An 18188-nucleotide genomic window follows, 5' to 3' on the forward strand; every position below is an offset into this window, starting at 1 on the left:
GGATTCATCATGGAAATCAGTCTGTTGCAGGCATTCGCGTTGGGCATTATCGCCTTTATCGCAGGCCTGGATATGTTTAACGGCTTAACCCATATACACCGCCCGGTGGTTCTCGGGCCGTTGGTCGGACTGGTACTTGGCGATCTGCATACCGGTATTTTAACTGGCGGTACACTGGAACTGGTGTGGATGGGGCTGGCTCCGCTGGCGGGCGCACAGCCACCTAACGTGATTATCGGTACTATCGTCGGCACGGCATTTGCCATCACTACCGGCGTGAAACCGGATGTCGCGGTCGGCGTCGCCGTACCTTTCGCGGTCGCGGTACAAATGGGGATTACCTTCCTGTTCTCGGTGATGTCTGGTGTGATGTCCCGCTGCGACCGAATGGCGGAGAATGCCGATACGCGCGGTATTGAGCGCGTAAACTATCTGGCGCTACTGGCGCTCGGCACCTTCTATTTTCTCTGCGCTTTCCTGCCAATTTACTTCGGTGCGGAACATGCCAAAACCATCATTGATGTCCTGCCGCAACGGTTAATCGACGGCCTCGGCGTCGCGGGCGGCATCATGCCAGCAATCGGTTTTGCCGTACTACTGAAAATCATGATGAAAAACGTCTATATCCCTTACTTCATCCTGGGGTTCGTTGCCGCCGCCTGGCTCAAGTTACCGGTGTTGGCTATTGCCGCCGCCGCGCTGGCGATGGCGCTGATCGACCTGCTGCGTAAATCTCCTGAACCGACTCAACCTGCGGCACAGAAAGAGGAATTTGAAGATGGCATCTAATCAAACGACCCTGCCGAACGTCAGCGAAAATGAAGAAACACTGCTGAACGGCGTCAATGAAAACGTATATGAAGATCAGAGCATTGGCGCAGAGCTAACGAAAAAAGATATCAATCGCGTCGCATGGCGTTCCATGCTGTTACAGGCTTCTTTCAACTACGAACGTATGCAGGCTTCCGGTTGGCTGTACGGTCTGTTACCTGCACTGAAAAAGATCCACACCAATAAACGCGACCTGGCGCGCGCCATGAAAGGGCATATGGGTTTCTTCAATACTCACCCGTTTCTGGTGACGTTTGTTATTGGCATTATCCTCGCGATGGAGCGTTCCAAGCAGGACGTTAACAGTATTCAGAGCACCAAGATTGCTGTCGGTGCGCCGCTGGGCGGGATTGGCGATGCGATGTTCTGGCTGACGTTGCTACCAATTTGTGGCGGGATTGGTGCCAGTCTGGCGTTGCAAGGATCTATTCTCGGCGCTGTCGTATTTATTGTTCTGTTCAACGTGGTGCATCTCGGTATGCGTTTTGGCCTTGCACATTACGCTTATCGCATGGGCGTCGCGGCGATCCCGCTGATTAAAGCGAATACCAAAAAAGTCGGCCATGCGGCGTCTATCGTCGGGATGACGGTAATCGGCGCGCTGGTTGCAACCTATGTCCGTTTAAGCACCACTCTGGAAATCACGGCGGGCGACGCAGTGGTTAAGTTGCAGGCTGACGTTATCGACAAACTGATGCCTGCCTTCTTACCGCTGGTCTATACCCTGACCATGTTCTGGCTGGTACGTCGCGGCTGGAGTCCGTTGCGCCTGATTGCAATCACGGTGGTTCTCGGCATCGTCGGTAAATTTTGCCATTTCCTTTAAATACAATGAGGTAATAGATGTTAAGTATTATTTTGACAGGGCATGGCGGATTTGCCAGCGGCATGGAAAAAGCGATGAAACAAATTCTCGGTGAGCAATCGCAGTTTATCGCCATCGATTTTCCGGAAACCTCAAGCACCGCGCTGCTTACATCGCAGCTTGAAGAAGCCATCGCCCAACTGGATTGTGAAGACGGCATTGTTTTTCTGACGGATTTGCTCGGCGGCACGCCGTTTCGCGTGGCTTCAACGCTGGCGATGCAAAAACCGGGCTGTGAAGTGATCACCGGCACCAATTTGCAACTGTTACTGGAGATGGTGCTGGAACGTGAAGGATTAAGTAGCGAAGAGTTTCGCGTGCAGGCGTTGGAGTGCGGACACCGTGGGCTGACCAGTCTGGTGGACGAGCTGGATCGCTGCCATGAAGAATGTCCGGTCGAGGAAGGGATATAAGGTAAGCGCCCTGCCGCTGTTAGTAAAAGACAGTGGGTGACGTTTTACACTTTCGTTTCTTTTCTGGCTTTCACTTCCCCCCGCAAGGTCTTTCTTTTGTTTTGACCTTTGCACCGGTGTCGGATGCGACGCTGACGCGTCTTATCCGACCTACGGAGCGTCGTTGCGGCGTAAATGTCGGATGTCTTATCCGACCTACGGCTGGTGACAGCCAGGCGGATAAGGCGTTTACGCCGCATCCGGCAATCAGTGCTGATATTTACACCATCATACAATCCCTTTCACTTCCCTTATCTTTTCTTTCAACGATCACAAATTTCGTTTTATTTCTTTTTTCACCATTGAACTTTCAGTTTCTTTTCTATAAATTTTAATCAACGAAAGAAATAACCAAGTGAAATGAAACGAAAGGCAAGCGAAAGCTACCCGCCTGAAGTCAAGTTCATCAGACTAAGGATTGCGTTATGCCAGAAAATTACACCCCTGCTGCTGCAACCACCGGCACATGGACTGAAGAAGAGATCCGCCATCAGCCTCGCGCATGGATCCGTTCGCTCACCAACATCGACACGTTACGTTCTGCGCTCGATAACTTCCTTGAACCGTTACTGCGCAAAGAGGATCTGCGGATCATCCTGACCGGAGCCGGAACCTCGGCATTTATCGGTGACATCATCGCGCCATGGCTCGCCAGCCAGACTGGAAAAAACTTCAGCGCCGTACCGACCACCGATCTGGTCACTAATCCAATGGATTACCTGAATCCAGCTCATCCTCTGCTGCTGATCTCCTTCGGTCGTTCCGGCAACAGCCCGGAAAGCGTCGCTGCCGTGGAACTGGCGAATCAGTTTGTGCCGGAGTGCTACCACTTGCCGATCACTTGTAACGAAGCGGGCGATCTCTATCAAAACGCGATTAACAGCGACAACGCGTTTGCCCTGCTGATGCCAGCAGAAACGCACGATCGCGGCTTTGCGATGACCAGCAGCATTACCACCATGATGGCCAGTTGCCTCGCGGTTTTCGCGCCAGAGACGATCAACAGCCAGACCTTCCGTGACGTGGCGGATCGTTGCCAGGTAATCCTGACCTCGCTGGGCGATTTCAGCGAAGGTGTGTTTGGTTACGCGCCGTGGAAACGGATCGTTTATCTCGGCAGCGGTGGCTTACAAGGCGCGGCACGCGAGTCGGCGTTGAAGGTACTGGAACTGACTGCGGGTAAGCTGGCGGCCTTTTATGATTCCCCAACCGGATTCCGTCATGGCCCGAAATCGCTGGTCAATGACGAAACGCTGGTGGTGGTGTTTGTCTCCAACCACCCTTATACCCGTCAGTATGATCTTGATCTGCTGGCAGAATTACGCCGCGATAACCAGGCAATGCGCGTGATCGCCATCGCCGCTGAAAGCAACGACATTATCACTGCGGGTCCGCATATCATCCTGCCGCCGTCCCGTCACTTTATCGACGTTGAGCAGGCATTTTGCTTCCTGATATACGCTCAGACGTTTGCACTGATGCAGTCGCTGTATATGGGCAATACGCCGGATACCCCATCAGCCAGCGGCACCGTTAACCGTGTGGTGCAAGGTGTCATTATTCATCCGTGGCAGGCATAAGAGGATCGCATTATGAGCATTATCTCCACCAAATATCTGTTACAGGATGCCCTGGCCAATGGTTACGCAGTGCCTGCCTTTAACATTCATAACGCCGAGACGATCCAGGCGATCCTCGAAGTATGTAGTGAAATGCGATCGCCGGTGATCCTCGCCGGGACGCCGGGCACCTTTAAACATATCGCCCTGGAAGAGATCTACGCCCTGTGTAGCGCCTATTCCACGACCTACAACATGCCGCTGGCGCTGCATCTCGACCACCACGAATCGCTGGATGATATTCGCCGTAAAGTCCACGCCGGCGTGCGCAGTGCGATGATCGACGGCAGTCACTTCCCGTTTGTCGAGAACGTGAAGCTGGTGAAATCGGTTGTCGACTTCTGCCACTCGCAGGATTGCAGCGTGGAAGCGGAACTGGGTCGCTTGGGCGGTGTGGAAGATGATATGAGCGTTGACGCCGAAAGCGCGTTCCTTACCGACCCACAAGAAGCTAAACGCTTTGTCGAACTAACGGGCGTCGACAGCCTGGCGGTGGCGATTGGTACGGCGCACGGGTTATACAGCAAAACGCCGAAGATTGATTTCCAGCGACTGGCGGAAATTCGTGAAGTGGTGGATATTCCACTGGTGCTGCATGGTGCCAGCGATGTCCCGGATGAATTTGTCCGTCGCACTATTGAACTTGGCGTCACAAAAGTGAACGTTGCCACGGAATTAAAAATAGCCTTCGCTGGCGCAGTAAAAGCCTGGTTTGCGGAAAATCCGCAAGGTAATGATCCTCGTTATTATATGCGCGTCGGCATGGATGCAATGAAAGAAGTTGTCAGAAACAAAATTAATGTCTGTGGTTCAGAAAATAGAATTTCCGCGTAATTATTGATTTTTTTTACGATTTATTTGAGTGTGCTGCCCGGTTAATATCGGGTAGTGCCTTAATGGTAAAGGAGATTATTAAAATTTAATAAATACACCAATATAATATCGCAACAGTAATATATTTAAATAAATTATATTATTCAACTTTTATGGTGAGGATTAAAAATGAGCAGTCCAAATATTCTCTTAACCCGTATTGATAATCGTCTGGTTCATGGCCAGGTTGGCGTTACCTGGACATCCACCATCGGCGCAAATTTGCTGGTGGTCGTGGATGATGTTGTCGCTAATGATGATATTCAACAGAAATTAATGGGCATTACCGCGGAAACTTACGGTTTTGGCATTCGTTTCTTTACTGTCGAAAAAACCATTAACGTCATCGGCAAAGCTGCACCACATCAGAAGATATTCCTGATTTGCCGTACACCGCAAACAGTACGTAAATTGGTGGAAGGGGGAATAGAACTGAAAGACGTTAACGTCGGAAATATGCATTTCTCGGAAGGGAAAAAGCAAATCAGCAGTAAAGTTTATGTCGATTTTCAGGATCTCGCTGATTTACGTTTTATTAAGCAACGCGGCGTGAATGTTTTTATTCAGGACGTCCCCGGTGATCAAAAAGAACAAATACCTGACTAAATCTAAAATCGCCTTAATATTGGTTTGAGGTAATAAAAATGCATGAAATAACCCTAATTCAGGGGCTATCCCTGGCGGCATTAGTTTTCGTTCTGGGGATTGATTTTTGGCTGGAAGCCTTGTTTTTATTCCGTCCGATAATCGTTTGTACCCTTACTGGAGCAATACTCGGTGATATTCAGACCGGCTTAATTACCGGTGGTCTGACAGAACTGGCGTTCGCCGGATTAACCCCTGCCGGTGGTGTTCAACCGCCCAACCCTATCATGGCGGGTCTGATGACTACCGTCATTGCGTGGTCTACGGGGGTGGATGCCAAAACGGCAATTGGTCTTGGCCTGCCGTTTAGTTTGTTAATGCAGTACGTCATTCTGTTTTTCTATTCCGCTTTCTCATTATTTATGACCAAAGCGGATAAATGCGCGAAAGAGGCGGATACGGCCGCGTTTTCCCGACTTAACTGGATAACGATGCTGATTGTTGCCTCTTCATATGCAGTGATTGCGTTTCTTTGTACCTACCTGGCGCAAGGCGCGATGCAGGCGCTGGTAAAGGCGATGCCAGCCTGGTTGACTCATGGTTTTGAAGTGGCCGGCGGTATTTTACCTGCCGTTGGTTTTGGTCTGCTGCTGCGCGTGATGTTCAAAGCGCAATACATCCCTTACCTGATCGCCGGTTTCCTGTTTGTTTGCTACATCCAGGTCAGCAACCTGTTACCGGTCGCCGTACTGGGGGCAGGTTTTGCGGTGTATGAATTTTTCAATGCGAAATCCCGGCAGCAAGCGCAACCGCAGCCCGTTGCCAGTAAAAATGAAGAAGAGGACTACAGCAATGGGATCTGAAATCAGTAAAAAAGATATCACCCGTCTGGGCTTTCGTTCATCGCTGCTGCAAGCGAGCTTTAACTACGAAAGGATGCAGGCGGGGGGATTTACCTGGGCGATGTTGCCGATCCTGAAAAAGATTTATAAGGACGACAAACCGGGCTTAAGCGCGGCGATGAAAGATAACCTCGAATTTATTAACACCCACCCGAATCTGGTCGGATTCCTGATGGGATTACTCATTTCGATGGAAGAGAAAGGGGAAAATCGCGACACCATTAAAGGCCTCAAAGTGGCGCTGTTTGGCCCAATCGCCGGGATTGGCGATGCGATTTTCTGGTTTACCTTATTGCCGATTATGGCGGGGATTTGCTCATCGTTTGCCAGCCAGGGAAACCTGTTGGGGCCGATTCTGTTTTTCGCCGTTTACCTGCTTATCTTTTTCCTGCGCGTTGGCTGGACTCACGTTGGTTATTCGGTCGGTGTGAAGGCGATTGATAAAGTGCGAGAGAACTCGCAGATGATCGCCCGTTCGGCAACTATCCTCGGGATCACGGTAATCGGCGGGCTGATCGCTTCGTATGTACATATTAACGTCGTGACGTCGTTTGCTATCGACAGTACTCACAGCGTCGCGCTGCAACAGGATTTCTTCGATAAAGTCTTCCCGAATATTTTGCCGATGGCTTACACCCTGTTGATGTATTACTTATTACGGGTGAAAAAAGCGCATCCGGTGCTGTTAATCGCCGTCACGTTCGTGCTTTCCATCGTTTGTTCCGCATTCGGTATTTTGTAAATGGAATGAGGCACTGCGCCTGACGGTGCCTCAGATTGTTGACAAAGTGCGCTTTGTTCATGCCGGATGCGGCGTGAACGCCTTGTCCGGCCTACAAAAGCACACAAATTCAATATATTGCAGAGATCACGTAGGCCTGATAAGCGTAGCGCATCAGGCAATTTAGCGTTTGTCATCGGTCTTCGCATCGCGCCTGACGGTGCCTCTCTACACAAGGAATTTCTCCTCATGCAAACCTTACAGCACTTCGATGACTACACTGCGCTCAGTGAACACGCCAGCGAACATTTGCTGACGTTAATCCGCAACAAACCCAATGCAGTCATCTGCCTCGCGACCGGCGCAACCCCCGTGCTTACCTACAGTTATCTGGTGGAAAAAATCCACCAGCAGCACGTTGATGCCAGCCAACTGACCTTCGTGAAGCTCGACGAATGGGTAGATCTGCCATTAACCGCGCCCGGCACCTGCGAAACCTTCCTTCAGCAACATATCGTGCAGCCGCTGGGGTTACGTGAAGACCAGCTCATCAGCTTTCGTTCCGAAGGGATAAACGAGACAGAGTGCGAGCGGGTAACGGATTTAATTGCACGCAAAGGTGGTCTCGATTTGTGCGTTCTCGGATTGGGGAAAAACGGTCATCTGGGACTGAACGAACCGGGAGAAAGCCTGCAACCGGCCTGCCATATCAGCCAACTTGATGTGAAAACCCAGCAACATGAGATGTTAAAAACCGCTGGTCACCCCGTGACCCGGGGGATCACCTTAGGCTTGAAGGATATTCTCAATGCCCACGAAGTTTTGCTACTGGTGACTGGCGAAGGAAAGCAGGATGCGACAGAACGTTTTCTCACAGCCACAGTCTCCACCACTATCCCCGCTTCGTTTTTATGGCTACATAACCATTTCACATGTTTGATTGATGGGATGCGTCATCGTTAACATCCCCCTAAGCCAGGCAAAAGCAAGTGGCCCCTGGGTTCTTCAAACGGGGCCACGGAGATATATCACTCCCCTTGCTGCTCCAGCGCATACTTATACAGCGCGTTTTTCTTCACGCCGTGAATTTCTGCTGCCAGCGCCGCCGCTTTTTTCAGCGGCAGTTCTGCCTGCAACAGCGCCAGCGTGCGCAGCGCATCGGCGGGCAAATCATCCTCCTGTGCTTTATGCCCTTCGACAATCAGCACCATTTCACCTTTGCGGCGATTTTCATCTTCTTTTACCCACGCCAGCAGTTCGCCTACGGGCGCGCCGTGAATGTTTTCCCAGGTTTTGGTCAGTTCGCGAGCCAGCACTACGTAGCGCGATTCGCCCAGCACCGCGACAATATCTTCCAGGCTGTCTAACAGACGGTGGGTGGATTCATAAAAAATCAGCGTGCGCGGTTCCGTTTCAATGGCTTTTAGCGCATCACGGCGACCTTTTGATTTAGCAGGCAGGAAACCTTCATAACAAAAACGATCTGATGGCAAACCCGCGGCGCTTAATGCTGTAATGGCAGCACACGGCCCCGGTAGCGGCACCACGCGAATATCCGCTTCACGGCAGGTGCGCACCAGATGGTAGCCAGGGTCGTTAATCAGCGGCGTTCCGGCATCGGACACCAGCGCAATGTTTTGCCCCTCTTGCAGTTTCGCCAGCAGTGTTTCTGCTTTCTGTTGTTCGTTATGGTCGTGCAAGGCGAACAATCGGGCGTTAATCCCAAAATGTTGCAGCAGTAAACCGGTATGACGCGTATCCTCGGCGGCAATCAGATCAACGGCCTGCAATACCTCCAGCGCACGCTGGGTGATATCTGCCAGATTGCCGATTGGCGTCGGTACAATGTAGAGCTGACCTTGAGAATTATCCGCCGATTGGTGTTGTTTCATTGTGTCGTCCGTATTGCCGATTTAATATTGAGCATTGCGTAAAAAAAATATCACTGGATACATTATGGTACCCTCAACATTTTCTCGTTTGAAAGCCGCGCGTTGTCTGCCTGTTGTTCTGGCAGCCCTGATTTTCGCCGGTTGTGGCACCCATACCCCCGATCAGTCCACTGCCTATATGCAGGGCACGGCGCAGGCTGATTCTGCCTTTTATCTGCAGCAGATGCAGCAAAGCTCTGATGATACCAGGATCAACTGGCAATTACTCGCCATTCGTGCACTGGTGAAAGAAGGTAAAACCGGGCAAGCGGTAGAATTATTTAACCAACTGCCGCAGGAACTGAACGATACCCAGCGTCGCGAGAAAACTCTGCTGGCAGTAGAAATTAAACTGGCACAGAAAGATTTTACTGGCGCGCAAACCTTGCTGGTTAAAATTACTCCGGCAGATTTAGAGCCAAACCAGCAGGCACGTTACTGGCAGGCAAAAATCGATGCCAGCCAGGGGCGTCCTTCCATTGATTTATTGCGCGCTTTAATTGCTCAGGAACCGCTGCTCGGGGCGAAAGAAAAACAGCAAAATATTGACGCTACCTGGCAGGCGCTCTCCTCCATGACTCAGGAGCAGGCGAATACGCTGGTGATCAACGCCGACGAAAATATCCTGCAAGGCTGGCTGGATCTGCAACGCGTCTGGTTTGATAACCGCAACGATCCCGACATGATGAAGGCCGGCATTACCGACTGGCAGAAACGTTACCCGAACAATCCGGGCGCGAAAATGCTGCCAACGCAGTTGGTAAACGTAAAAGCGTTTAAACCAGCGTCAACCAATAAAATCGCCCTGCTGTTGCCGTTGAATGGTCAGGCCGCGGTGTTTGGTCGCACTATTCAGCAAGGATTTGAAGCGGCGAAAAATATCGGTACTCAACCAGTAGCAGCGCAGGTAGCTGCCGCACCTGCCGCGGACGTCACAGAACAGCCCCAACCGCAAACCGTGGATGGCGTTGCCAGCCCGGCACAGGCCTCTGTTAGCGATCTGACGGGTGAAGAAACCGAGGCACAGCCGGTGCCTGTAAACACCCCAACTGCAACCACCGCAGCAGTAAGCGCACCAGCAAATCCGTCAGCAGAACTGAAAATCTACGATACTTCTTCACAACCGCTTAGCCAGATCCTCAACCAGGTACAGCAGGACGGCGCGAGTATTGTGGTCGGCCCGCTGCTGAAAAATAACGTTGAAGAGTTGCTGAAGAGCAACACCCCGCTGAACGTGCTGGCGCTTAACCAGCCGGAAAATATCGAAAACCGTGCCAACATCTGTTATTTCGCGCTGTCGCCGGAAGATGAAGCGCGCGATGCAGCACGTCATATTCGTGACCAGGGCAAACAAGCGCCGCTGGTGCTGATCCCGCGCAGTTCGCTGGGTGATCGCGTAGCAAATGCGTTTGCGCAAGAGTGGCAGAAACTGGGCGGCGGCACCGTTCTACAACAAAAATTCGGCTCTACCAGCGAATTACGCGCGGGTGTCAACGGCGGTTCAGGTATCGCTTTAACGGGGAGTCCGATTACCCCCAGAACGACAACCGATTCCGGCATGACCACAAACAACCCAACGCTGCAAACCACGCCAACCGATGACCAGTTCACCAATAATGGCGGTCGTGTCGATGCGGTATACATTGTGGCAACGCCAGGCGAAATCGCCTTCATCAAGCCGATGATTACCATGCGTAACGGCAGCCAGAGCGGCGCAACGCTGTACGCCAGCTCCCGCAGCGCACAAGGCTCCGCGGGTCCTGATTTCCGCCTGGAGATGGAAGGTTTACAGTACAGTGAAATCCCAATGCTGGCAGGGAGTAACCTGTCATTAATGCAGCAGGCACTCAGTGCTGTGAACAACGATTATTCGCTGGCGCGAATGTATGCAATGGGTGTCGATGCCTGGTCACTGGCGAATCATTTCTCGCAAATGCGCCAGGTTCAGGGGTTTGAAATCAACGGTAATACCGGAGGTCTGACGGCTAACCCGGATTGCGTGATTAACAGGAAGTTATCATGGCTACAGTACCAACAAGGTCAGGTAGTCCCCGCCAGTTAACCACTAAACAGACCGGCGATGCGTGGGAAAAACAAGCGCGTCGCTGGCTGGAAGGCAAAGGACTGCAGTTTGTCGCCGCCAACGTGAACGAGCGTGGCGGCGAGATCGATTTGATAATGCGTGAAGGCCAGACCACCGTTTTTGTCGAGGTGCGTTACCGCCGCTCTGCACTCTACGGCGGCGCAGCAGCCAGTGTGACCCGTAGCAAACAACACAAATTATTACAGACTGCCCGCTTGTGGCTCGCGCGCCATAATGGGAGTTTTGATACTGTGGATTGCCGGTTCGATGTGGTAGCCTTCACCGGGAATGATGTTGAGTGGATTAAGGATGCCTTTAATGACCACTCATAATTAAGGTTTAAGGATTAGCGTGCTAGAAAGAATAAAAGCTTGCTTCACTGAAAGCATTCAAACTCAAATTGCGGCGGCAGAGGCGCTTCCGGATGCCATCTCCCGTGCAGCCATGACGCTGGTTCAGTCTCTGCTTAATGGCAACAAAATCCTCTGTTGTGGTAATGGGACTTCCGCTGCCAACGCACAGCATTTTGCTGCCAGCATGATCAACCGTTTCGAAACGGAGCGGCCCAGCTTACCTGCCATTGCACTAAATACTGATAATGTTGTCTTAACGGCGATTGCCAATGATCGCTTGCATGATGAAGTATATGCAAAACAGGTACGGGCGCTGGGACATGCGGGAGATGTGCTGTTAGCCATTTCTACTCGCGGTAACAGCCGCGATATCGTTAAAGCTGTTGAAGCCGCCGTTACGCGTGATATGACTATTGTGGCATTAACCGGCTATGACGGCGGTGAACTTGCAGGGTTGTTAGGGCCGCAAGACGTGGAGATCCGTATTCCTTCGCATCGTAGTGCTCGCATTCAAGAAATGCACATGCTGACGGTAAATTGCCTGTGCGATCTGATCGATAACACGCTTTTCCCTCACCAGGATGATTAAGGAGAATACATGAAGGCATTATCGCCAATCGCAGTCCTTATTTCCGCACTGCTGTTGCAAGGTTGTGTTGCTGCTGCCGTAGTGGGTACAGCCGCTGTGGGAACTAAAGCAGCGACCGATCCGCGCAGTGTCGGCACCCAGGTGGACGATGGCACCCTGGAAGTGCGCGTTAACAGCGCATTGTCGAAAGATGAACAAATTAAGAAAGAAGCGCGCATTAATGTAACGGCCTATCAGGGCAAAGTGCTGCTGGTTGGGCAGTCACCAAACACCGAACTTTCGGCTCGTGCAAAACAGATTGCGATGGGCGTAGACGGTGCCAACGAAGTGTATAACGAGATTCGTCAGGGCCAACCAATTGGTCTGGGCGAAGCGTCGAATGATACGTGGATCACCACTAAAGTTCGCTCGCAGTTGCTGGCAAGCGACCTGGTGAAATCGTCTAACGTGAAAGTAACCACCGAAAACGGCGAAGTGTTCCTGATGGGGCTGGTGACTGAGCGTGAGGCGAAAGCGGCGGCAGATATTGCCAGCCGGGTGAGTGGTGTGAAACGTGTGACCACGGCATTTACGTTTATTAAATAACAGCTCTTTGTAAAGCCTGATGTGACGCTGCCGCGTCTTATCAGGCCTACAATGGCACAAACCACAGGTCGGATAAGGCGCTTGCGCCGCATCCGACATGTTTTCCCTCGAATCAGAACAACAGCGCCAGACTGCCGACAATAACACCCGATACCGCCACCATCGCTCCCGTCAGCCATAATGCCTTCGCCGGAAACGCTTTGCGCAGCATAACTAACGACGGCAAACTCACCGCCGGAAGGGTCATCAATAATGCCAGCGCCGGAGCGGTTCCCATCCCTGCCAGCATCATCGTCTGCACAATCGGAATTTCTGCCGCCGTGGGAATGACAAACAAGCATCCCGCTACCGCCATCGCTATCACCCACATCAGGCTATTATCGACAGCGCCATCAGCATGGGGGAACAGCCAGACGCGAGCAGCCCCCAACGCCAGCACTGCCAGGATATAAACCGGGATCGTACTCCAGAAAAGCGTCCACAGCGCCCTGCCCCAGCGGCTAAAAAATCTGCCCTGCACTTCTGGCATGTCGATTTCGACCGGTGCCTGCGTTTGCGGTGTCTCACGCACCCATTTTTGTACCAGTGTTGCAATCAGCAACACCATCACCAGACCCGCCACCAGGCGAATCGCCGCAAAACCCCAGCCGAGAACAAAGCCCATAAACACCAGCGTTGCTGGGTTTAACAACGGATTCCCCATCCAGAATGCCAGCGCCCCTCCCATCGACACTTGTTGGCGGCGCATCCCCGCCGCGACCGGTGCCGCACAGCAGGTACACATCATTCCAGGCAGTGAAAACAGCGTTCCCAGTAACGTCCCGCGAAAGCGCGATTGTCCAAGCGTGCGCAACAACCAGTCACGAGGGATCAATACCTGAATCAACGATCCGAGGAGCACACCCAGCACCGCCGCTTTCCATACTGCAAGAAAGTAGATCATCGCGTAATCCAACGCTGCCTGCCACGGATTGGCATCCGCCTGTGCGAGGATTGATTTACCGATGCTGTGGGTTTCGGCGGCGGTAAAGGCCTTACCGTAGTAGGGTTGCCACTTCACATACCAGAGTCCGGCAATGACAACGAGAAAGAAAAGCGCGGGTTTCCACCACTGAATGGGCGTTGCCGCCTGAGATGAAGACTGACCAGCCATAGCATTCCCCAGGAAAAAGTTATGATAATTGAGCGCGAGAATATTACGCTCACCATCAATTATTGGGAATAATTATTCAGCTCTTTTGCGTAATTCTGAAGAGCTTAAAATGGTCACGCCTTCATGCTCTGGCCGCATCGCTTCTGCCAGCATTACCCGCGCCACGTCTCGCGCATCAATGGATTTCCAGTTCCCTGGTAGCAAACGGAACAGTGGCGCAAAAAGGGTTTCGTTCATCCGCTGTTTGTTACGATCGCCCAGCAACATCGACGGGCGAGCGATGGTCAGTTTCGGCCAGTTCTGAGCAATTAACGCCTCTTCCATCTCCCCTTTGACGCGGTTATAAAAAAATGGTGAATGCGCGTTTGCCCCCATCGCACTGACCACCAGCATATGCTGCGCGCCCAGCCGCCGTCCGGTTAATGCCGTATCCACCACCAGCGTGTAATCAGCGTGAATAAATGCCTCTTTACTGCCCGCCTCCCGCCGCGTGGTGCCAAGGCAACAAAAAACAATGTCTATCGGATCGGTGACCTGCGCCAGCGCGTCGGTCAATTGTGGATCGTGTGGGTTATAGACTCCCGGCATATCTGCTAATGGGCGTCGCGTCGGCGCGGCAATAGCCTGTACTTTCGGTTCATTAATCAACATCCGCAGTAGATGCCCACCCACCAGCCCCGTTGCGCCTGTAATTAAAACCTGACTCATATTGCCTCCGGCCCTGTATATGTACTCATGTTTAACTATAGGTTACCGTTGCCAGACCAGTTTTTTCCCAAAGCCCAGCGTGTTGTCGGTGAATTTTATCTCATCGAGGCGGATTTCCCACACCGGTGCCGACAGCGTCCGGGCAACCGGGAAGCGGCGATTATAGGCCTGACGTGCGAGGTCACTTTCCTCACCTTCCAGTCTGCGGATCTCACCTTTAAACTGCACGCCACGAATTAATGCCACCGTTTTCGGCTGACCATTTACCGTTCCGGCAACCGGAGCCTGCGGCCCGCTCATCTGCGCATGGCGCGTTTTTTCTTCCGTCAAAATGTAAAATGCAACTTTCTGCGCATCAAAAAGATAAAAGGCATTGGCGCACCACAGTTCCCCGTCCTGCTGCACGCACCAGGTGACAACATGTTGTTTTGCCAGCCAACGGCTAATTGCGGTGAGTGTTTCCATTTCTGTTCTCTTTTATACTGTTGGCCAGACCTTAACATGTGACACAGACGATGACACCCTGGTTCCTTTACTTGATTCGTACCGCCGACAATAAGCTTTATACCGGGATCACCACGGACGTCGAACGCCGCTATCAGCAGCATCAAAGCGGTAAAGGGGCGAAAGCACTGCGCGGGAAAGGCAAACTGACATTGGCATTTTCCGCACCGGTTGGCGACCGTTCGCTGGCATTACGGGCGGAATATCGCGTCAAGCAACTGACCAAACGACAGAAAGAATGCCTGGTTGCGGAAGGCGCTGGGTTTGCAGAGTTATTAAGTAGCCTGCAAACCCCGGAGGTTAAAAGCGATTGAAGTGATCGTGGTACTCAACCAGCCCGGTTACACCATTCAGCGCGTCATCCGCTAAACGATGTACCAGGAAGGCACTTTCTGTGCCCGGCCAGCGGCAACGCAGATCGTGATGCGCCGCCAGTTCAAAGCCAAAACGGCTGTACAGCGCCGGATCGCCCAGCGTTACCACTGCGGCATAGCCGAACTCATTAAGCGAATCCAGTCCTTCATAGACCAGTTGGCGTGCCAGCCCTTGCCCGCGATATTTTTCATCTACCGCCAGCGGAGCCATGCCAACCCATTGCAGGTCTTCGCCCTGCACATCTACCGGACTGAATGCCACATAGCCAATGACCTGGCCTTCGTCATCTGTCGCCACCAGTCCCAGCGTCAGAAAGCCATCTTCACGCAGATCGTGAACCAGCTTCGCTTCCGCATCGCTTTCGAATGAACGACGCAGCAGGGCATCAATACCCGGCGCATCAATGGGAATTTCTACTCGAATTAGCATGGTTCACCTACCGATGTCTGTTTGGTTTCAGGCGTGGTTTTCATCCCCGCCTCAACAAAATCCGCCAGTTGCAGCAGCATCATGCGTAAGGCTTTTGGCATTTGCTCCAGTTCAATGGCGTCCATCAGGTTTTTCACATACAGCCCCAGCTCCGTATCACCTTCAATCACTAGCCGACGCTGGAAGAAAAGTGTATCCGGATCCTGTTTACGCGCTGCGATCATCAGCAAATCGCTGGCGTCGGCACTAAAACTCACGTCTGCTTGCGCGTTCTGGCTAACGACCAGTTTGCCATTCACCACCGAGGTAAACCATTGCAGGTCAATATCACGCACATGAATACTTAACCAGCGGCCTTCAAGGAACTCCAGCTCGCCATCGTCCAGCGCCTGGCGGAATTGCCAGCTTAAGACTTGCTCAAGAACCTGGCGTTTTAGCGCAAATGGCGTCAGTTTTACCGGTACACTCAACAGAGATGGCCCCAAATGCACAATACGGGAACGCAGTTTATCCAACACGAGTTTTACTCCCTGTTTCAACAATCATCCTATTTTGCCATATCAGGAAAATAACATAGCGGTATAAATCAACAATTCCATATGAAATTGCTGCTACCACCAATACAACTTTAACTGCCTTAAATCAAAAATTGTCGCAGCAAGGTTAACTAAAATCCCAGTTCGTTAACATTTTTGCGTTTTGATAGCGCAACCTTCAGGAAAAATTATGGAGCTGCTCTGCCCTGCCGGAAATCTCCCGGCGCTTAAGGCGGCCATCGAAAACGGCGCAGATGCTGTTTATATCGGGCTAAAAGATGATACCAATGCCCGTCACTTCGCCGGCCTTAACTTTACCGAGAAAAAATTGCAGGAAGCGGTGAGTTTTGTCCATCAACATCGCCGCAAACTTCACATCGCGATTAACACTTTTGCGCACCCGGACGGCTACGCCCGCTGGCAACGTGCCGTGGATATGGCGGCACAACTGGGTGCCGACGCGCTGATCCTTGCCGATCTTGCCATGCTGGAGTACGCCGCCGAGCGTTACCCACATATTGAGCGTCACGTGTCGGTGCAGGCTTCAGCGACCAATGAAGAGGCAATTAACTTTTATCATCGCCATTTTGATGTCGCCCGCGTGGTGCTACCACGCGTACTGTCGATTCACCAGGTGAAACAACTGGCACGGGTCACGCCAGTTCCGCTGGAGGTCTTTGCTTTCGGCAGCCTGTGCATTATGTCGGAAGGACGTTGCTATCTGTCGTCGTATCTGACCGGTGAGTCGCCCAACACCGTGGGTGCGTGTTCTCCTGCCCGCTTCGTGCGCTGGCAACAAACGCCGCAGGGGCTGGAATCCCGCCTTAACGAGGTGCTGATCGACCGTTATCAGGACGGCGAAAACGCAGGTTATCCGACGCTGTGTAAAGGGCGTTATCTGGTGGACGGCGAGCGCTATCACGCACTGGAAGAACCAACCAGTCTCAATACCCTGGAACTGCTGCCTGAGCTAATGGCGGCGAATATTGCTTCGGTGAAAATCGAAGGCCGCCAGCGTAGCCCGGCGTATGTCAGCCAGGTGGCGAAAGTCTGGCGTCAGGCTATCGACCGTTGTAAGGCCGATCCGCAAAACTTCGTGCCGCAAAACGCGTGGATGGAGACGCTCGGGTCGATGTCCGAAGGCACGCAAACCACCCTTGGCGCATATCACCGTAAATGGCAGTGAGAAAAGCAATGAAATATTCCTTAGGGCCAGTGCTGTGGTACTGGCCAAAAGAGACGCTGGAAGAATTTTATCAGCAGGCCGCCACCAGCAGCGCCGACGTGATTTATCTTGGTGAAGCGGTATGCAGCAAGCGTCGGGCAACGAAAGTTGGCGACTGGCTGGAGATGGCAAAATCGCTCGCCGGAAGTGGCAAGCAGATTGTGCTCTCCACGCTGGCGCTGGTACAGGCCTCTTCCGAGCTGGGCGAACTGAAACGCTATGTTGAGAACGGCGAATTTCTGATTGAAGCCAGCGATCTCGGCGTGGTGAATATGTGCGCCGAACGCAAACTCCCGTTCGTCGCCGGGCATGCGCTGAACTGCTACAACGCAGTGACGCTGAAAATATTGCTCAAACAGGGCATGATGCGCTGGTGTATGCCGGTAGAACTTTCCCGCGACTGGCTGGTGAATCTGCTCAATCAGTGTGATGAACTGGGTATTCGCAACCAGTTTGAAGTGGAAGTCTTGAGCTACGGCCATCTGCCGCTGGCGTACTCAGCCCGCTGCTTCACCGCACGCTCGGAGGATCGCCCGAAAGATGAGTGCGAAACCTGCTGCATTAAATATCCGAACGGGCGCAACGTGCTGTCACAGGAAGATCAGCAGGTGTTTGTGCTCAACGGCATTCAGACCATGAGCGGCTATGTTTACAACCTCGGTAACGAGCTGGCGTCAATGCAGGGGCTGGTCGATGTGGTTCGCCTGTCACCGCAGGGTACAGACACTTTTGCTATGCTCGACGCCTTCCGCGCCAATGAAAATGGCGCTGCGCCGCTGCCGTTAACGGCTAATAGCGACTGCAACGGTTACTGGAAACGGCTGGCAGGGCTGGAACTGCAAGCGTAAGTAAATAGCTCACTTTGTTAA

At 52.4% G+C, this 18188-nt stretch carries 22 protein-coding genes; 16 read left to right on the forward strand and 6 right to left on the reverse strand.

The window, feature by feature from the left end; genetic code table 11:
- The first annotated feature begins 9 nt into the window (after positions 1-9).
- The 9 genes from agaW (at position 10) to A1WG_RS15605 (ending at position 7811) form a co-directional block, all read left to right on the forward strand.
- On the forward strand, positions 10-789 hold the full coding sequence (gene agaW / locus A1WG_RS15645) for a PTS N-acetylgalactosamine transporter subunit IIC (RefSeq protein ID WP_000406200.1): 780 nt from the start codon (positions 10-12) through the stop codon (positions 787-789).
- Positions 779-1657, forward strand: coding sequence for a PTS N-acetylgalactosamine transporter subunit IID (gene agaE / locus A1WG_RS15640; RefSeq protein WP_001517147.1), 879 nt, complete (start codon positions 779-781; stop codon positions 1655-1657). Before agaW ends, agaE begins: the two co-directional genes overlap by 11 nt.
- Before the next feature lie 17 nt (positions 1658-1674).
- Positions 1675-2109 carry a PTS galactosamine/N-acetylgalactosamine transporter subunit IIA gene (gene agaF, locus A1WG_RS15635; protein WP_000948828.1) on the forward strand — a complete coding sequence of 145 codons (435 nt, stop codon included), beginning with the start codon at positions 1675-1677 and terminating at the stop codon, positions 2107-2109.
- A 464-nt stretch (positions 2110-2573) separates the two neighbouring features.
- The gene (locus tag A1WG_RS15630) at positions 2574-3728 is read left to right on the forward strand and encodes an AgaS family sugar isomerase (protein ID WP_001517148.1); all 1155 of its coding nucleotides are present in this window, start codon (positions 2574-2576) and stop codon (positions 3726-3728) included.
- A gap of 12 nt (positions 3729-3740) precedes the next feature.
- Positions 3741-4601: a tagatose-bisphosphate aldolase subunit KbaY gene (gene kbaY / locus A1WG_RS15625; protein WP_001517149.1), complete on the forward strand. Its 861-nt coding sequence runs from the start codon at positions 3741-3743 to the stop codon at positions 4599-4601.
- A 168-nt stretch (positions 4602-4769) separates the two neighbouring features.
- Entirely contained in the window at positions 4770-5246 is a 477-nt protein-coding gene (agaB, locus tag A1WG_RS15620; protein WP_000098037.1) for a PTS galactosamine transporter subunit IIB, read from the forward strand.
- Positions 5247-5284: 38 nt separating this feature from the next.
- Positions 5285-6088 (forward strand): PTS galactosamine transporter subunit IIC, encoded by an 804-nt coding sequence (gene agaC / locus A1WG_RS15615; protein ID WP_000544465.1) that lies wholly within the window; start codon positions 5285-5287, stop codon positions 6086-6088.
- Complete coding sequence (gene agaD / locus A1WG_RS15610; protein ID WP_000534352.1) at positions 6078-6869, forward strand: PTS galactosamine transporter subunit IID; 792 nt, start codon at positions 6078-6080, stop codon at positions 6867-6869. The genes agaC and agaD overlap by 11 nt, the downstream gene beginning before the upstream one ends.
- Before the next feature lie 228 nt (positions 6870-7097).
- On the forward strand, positions 7098-7811 hold the full coding sequence (locus tag A1WG_RS15605; RefSeq protein WP_001517150.1) for a galactosamine-6-phosphate isomerase: 714 nt from the start codon (positions 7098-7100) through the stop codon (positions 7809-7811).
- A 65-nt stretch (positions 7812-7876) separates the two neighbouring features.
- Here A1WG_RS15605 and rsmI read toward each other — a convergent pair whose 3' ends face one another.
- Complete coding sequence (rsmI, locus tag A1WG_RS15600; protein ID WP_000809251.1) at positions 7877-8740, reverse strand: 16S rRNA (cytidine(1402)-2'-O)-methyltransferase; 864 nt, start codon at positions 8738-8740, stop codon at positions 7877-7879.
- Between the two features lie 64 nt (positions 8741-8804).
- Between rsmI and lpoA the strand changes: the two genes are divergently transcribed.
- Genes lpoA through dolP form a run of 4 tightly spaced genes read left to right on the forward strand, consistent with a single transcriptional unit; the run spans position 8805 to position 12389 of the window.
- The gene (gene lpoA, locus A1WG_RS15595; RefSeq protein WP_001517151.1) at positions 8805-10841 is read left to right on the forward strand and encodes a penicillin-binding protein activator LpoA; all 2037 of its coding nucleotides are present in this window, start codon (positions 8805-8807) and stop codon (positions 10839-10841) included.
- Positions 10799-11194, forward strand: coding sequence for a YraN family protein (locus tag A1WG_RS15590; protein ID WP_000246845.1), 396 nt, complete (start codon positions 10799-10801; stop codon positions 11192-11194). The genes lpoA and A1WG_RS15590 overlap by 43 nt, the downstream gene beginning before the upstream one ends.
- 19 nt (positions 11195-11213) lie before the next feature.
- Positions 11214-11804 (forward strand): DnaA initiator-associating protein DiaA, encoded by a 591-nt coding sequence (diaA, locus tag A1WG_RS15585; RefSeq protein WP_000893477.1) that lies wholly within the window; start codon positions 11214-11216, stop codon positions 11802-11804.
- 9 nt (positions 11805-11813) lie between these two features.
- On the forward strand, positions 11814-12389 hold the full coding sequence (dolP, locus tag A1WG_RS15580) for a division/outer membrane stress-associated lipid-binding lipoprotein (protein ID WP_000646038.1): 576 nt from the start codon (positions 11814-11816) through the stop codon (positions 12387-12389).
- A gap of 112 nt (positions 12390-12501) precedes the next feature.
- Here dolP and A1WG_RS15575 read toward each other — a convergent pair whose 3' ends face one another.
- The 3 genes from A1WG_RS15575 to A1WG_RS15565 form a co-directional block, all read right to left on the reverse strand.
- Positions 12502-13542, reverse strand: coding sequence for a permease (locus A1WG_RS15575; RefSeq protein ID WP_001517152.1), 1041 nt, complete (start codon positions 13540-13542; stop codon positions 12502-12504).
- A gap of 72 nt (positions 13543-13614) precedes the next feature.
- Complete coding sequence (locus A1WG_RS15570; RefSeq protein ID WP_001517153.1) at positions 13615-14250, reverse strand: NAD(P)H-binding protein; 636 nt, start codon at positions 14248-14250, stop codon at positions 13615-13617.
- A gap of 42 nt (positions 14251-14292) precedes the next feature.
- Positions 14293-14715, reverse strand: a complete 423-nt coding sequence (locus A1WG_RS15565; protein WP_000449448.1) for a YhbP family protein — start codon at positions 14713-14715, stop codon at positions 14293-14295.
- A 50-nt stretch (positions 14716-14765) separates the two neighbouring features.
- On the opposite strand from A1WG_RS15565, the gene yhbQ reads away from it, so the two are divergent.
- The gene (yhbQ, locus tag A1WG_RS15560; RefSeq protein WP_000189335.1) at positions 14766-15068 is read left to right on the forward strand and encodes a DNA damage response exodeoxyribonuclease YhbQ; all 303 of its coding nucleotides are present in this window, start codon (positions 14766-14768) and stop codon (positions 15066-15068) included.
- On the opposite strand, the gene A1WG_RS15555 is transcribed toward yhbQ, so the two are convergent.
- Together A1WG_RS15555 and A1WG_RS15550 are read right to left on the reverse strand one after the other, a co-directional pair.
- Positions 15055-15558 (reverse strand): GNAT family N-acetyltransferase, encoded by a 504-nt coding sequence (locus A1WG_RS15555; RefSeq protein ID WP_000908549.1) that lies wholly within the window; start codon positions 15556-15558, stop codon positions 15055-15057. The two genes, yhbQ and A1WG_RS15555, sit on opposite strands and share 14 nt — an antisense overlap.
- Positions 15552-16076, reverse strand: a complete 525-nt coding sequence (locus A1WG_RS15550; protein ID WP_001517154.1) for a ubiquinone anaerobic biosynthesis accessory factor UbiT — start codon at positions 16074-16076, stop codon at positions 15552-15554. The genes A1WG_RS15555 and A1WG_RS15550 overlap by 7 nt, the downstream gene beginning before the upstream one ends.
- A gap of 208 nt (positions 16077-16284) precedes the next feature.
- Between A1WG_RS15550 and A1WG_RS15545 the strand changes: the two genes are divergently transcribed.
- Together A1WG_RS15545 and A1WG_RS15540 are read left to right on the forward strand one after the other, a co-directional pair.
- Positions 16285-17280: a ubiquinone anaerobic biosynthesis protein UbiU gene (locus A1WG_RS15545; protein ID WP_001517155.1), complete on the forward strand. Its 996-nt coding sequence runs from the start codon at positions 16285-16287 to the stop codon at positions 17278-17280.
- 8 nt (positions 17281-17288) lie between these two features.
- On the forward strand, positions 17289-18167 hold the full coding sequence (locus A1WG_RS15540; RefSeq protein WP_001517156.1) for a U32 family peptidase: 879 nt from the start codon (positions 17289-17291) through the stop codon (positions 18165-18167).
- Positions 18168-18188 lie beyond the last annotated feature (21 nt).

It is taken from the genome of Escherichia sp. KTE96 (assembly GCF_000408525.1).
GTDB lineage: Bacteria > Pseudomonadota > Gammaproteobacteria > Enterobacterales > Enterobacteriaceae > Escherichia > Escherichia marmotae.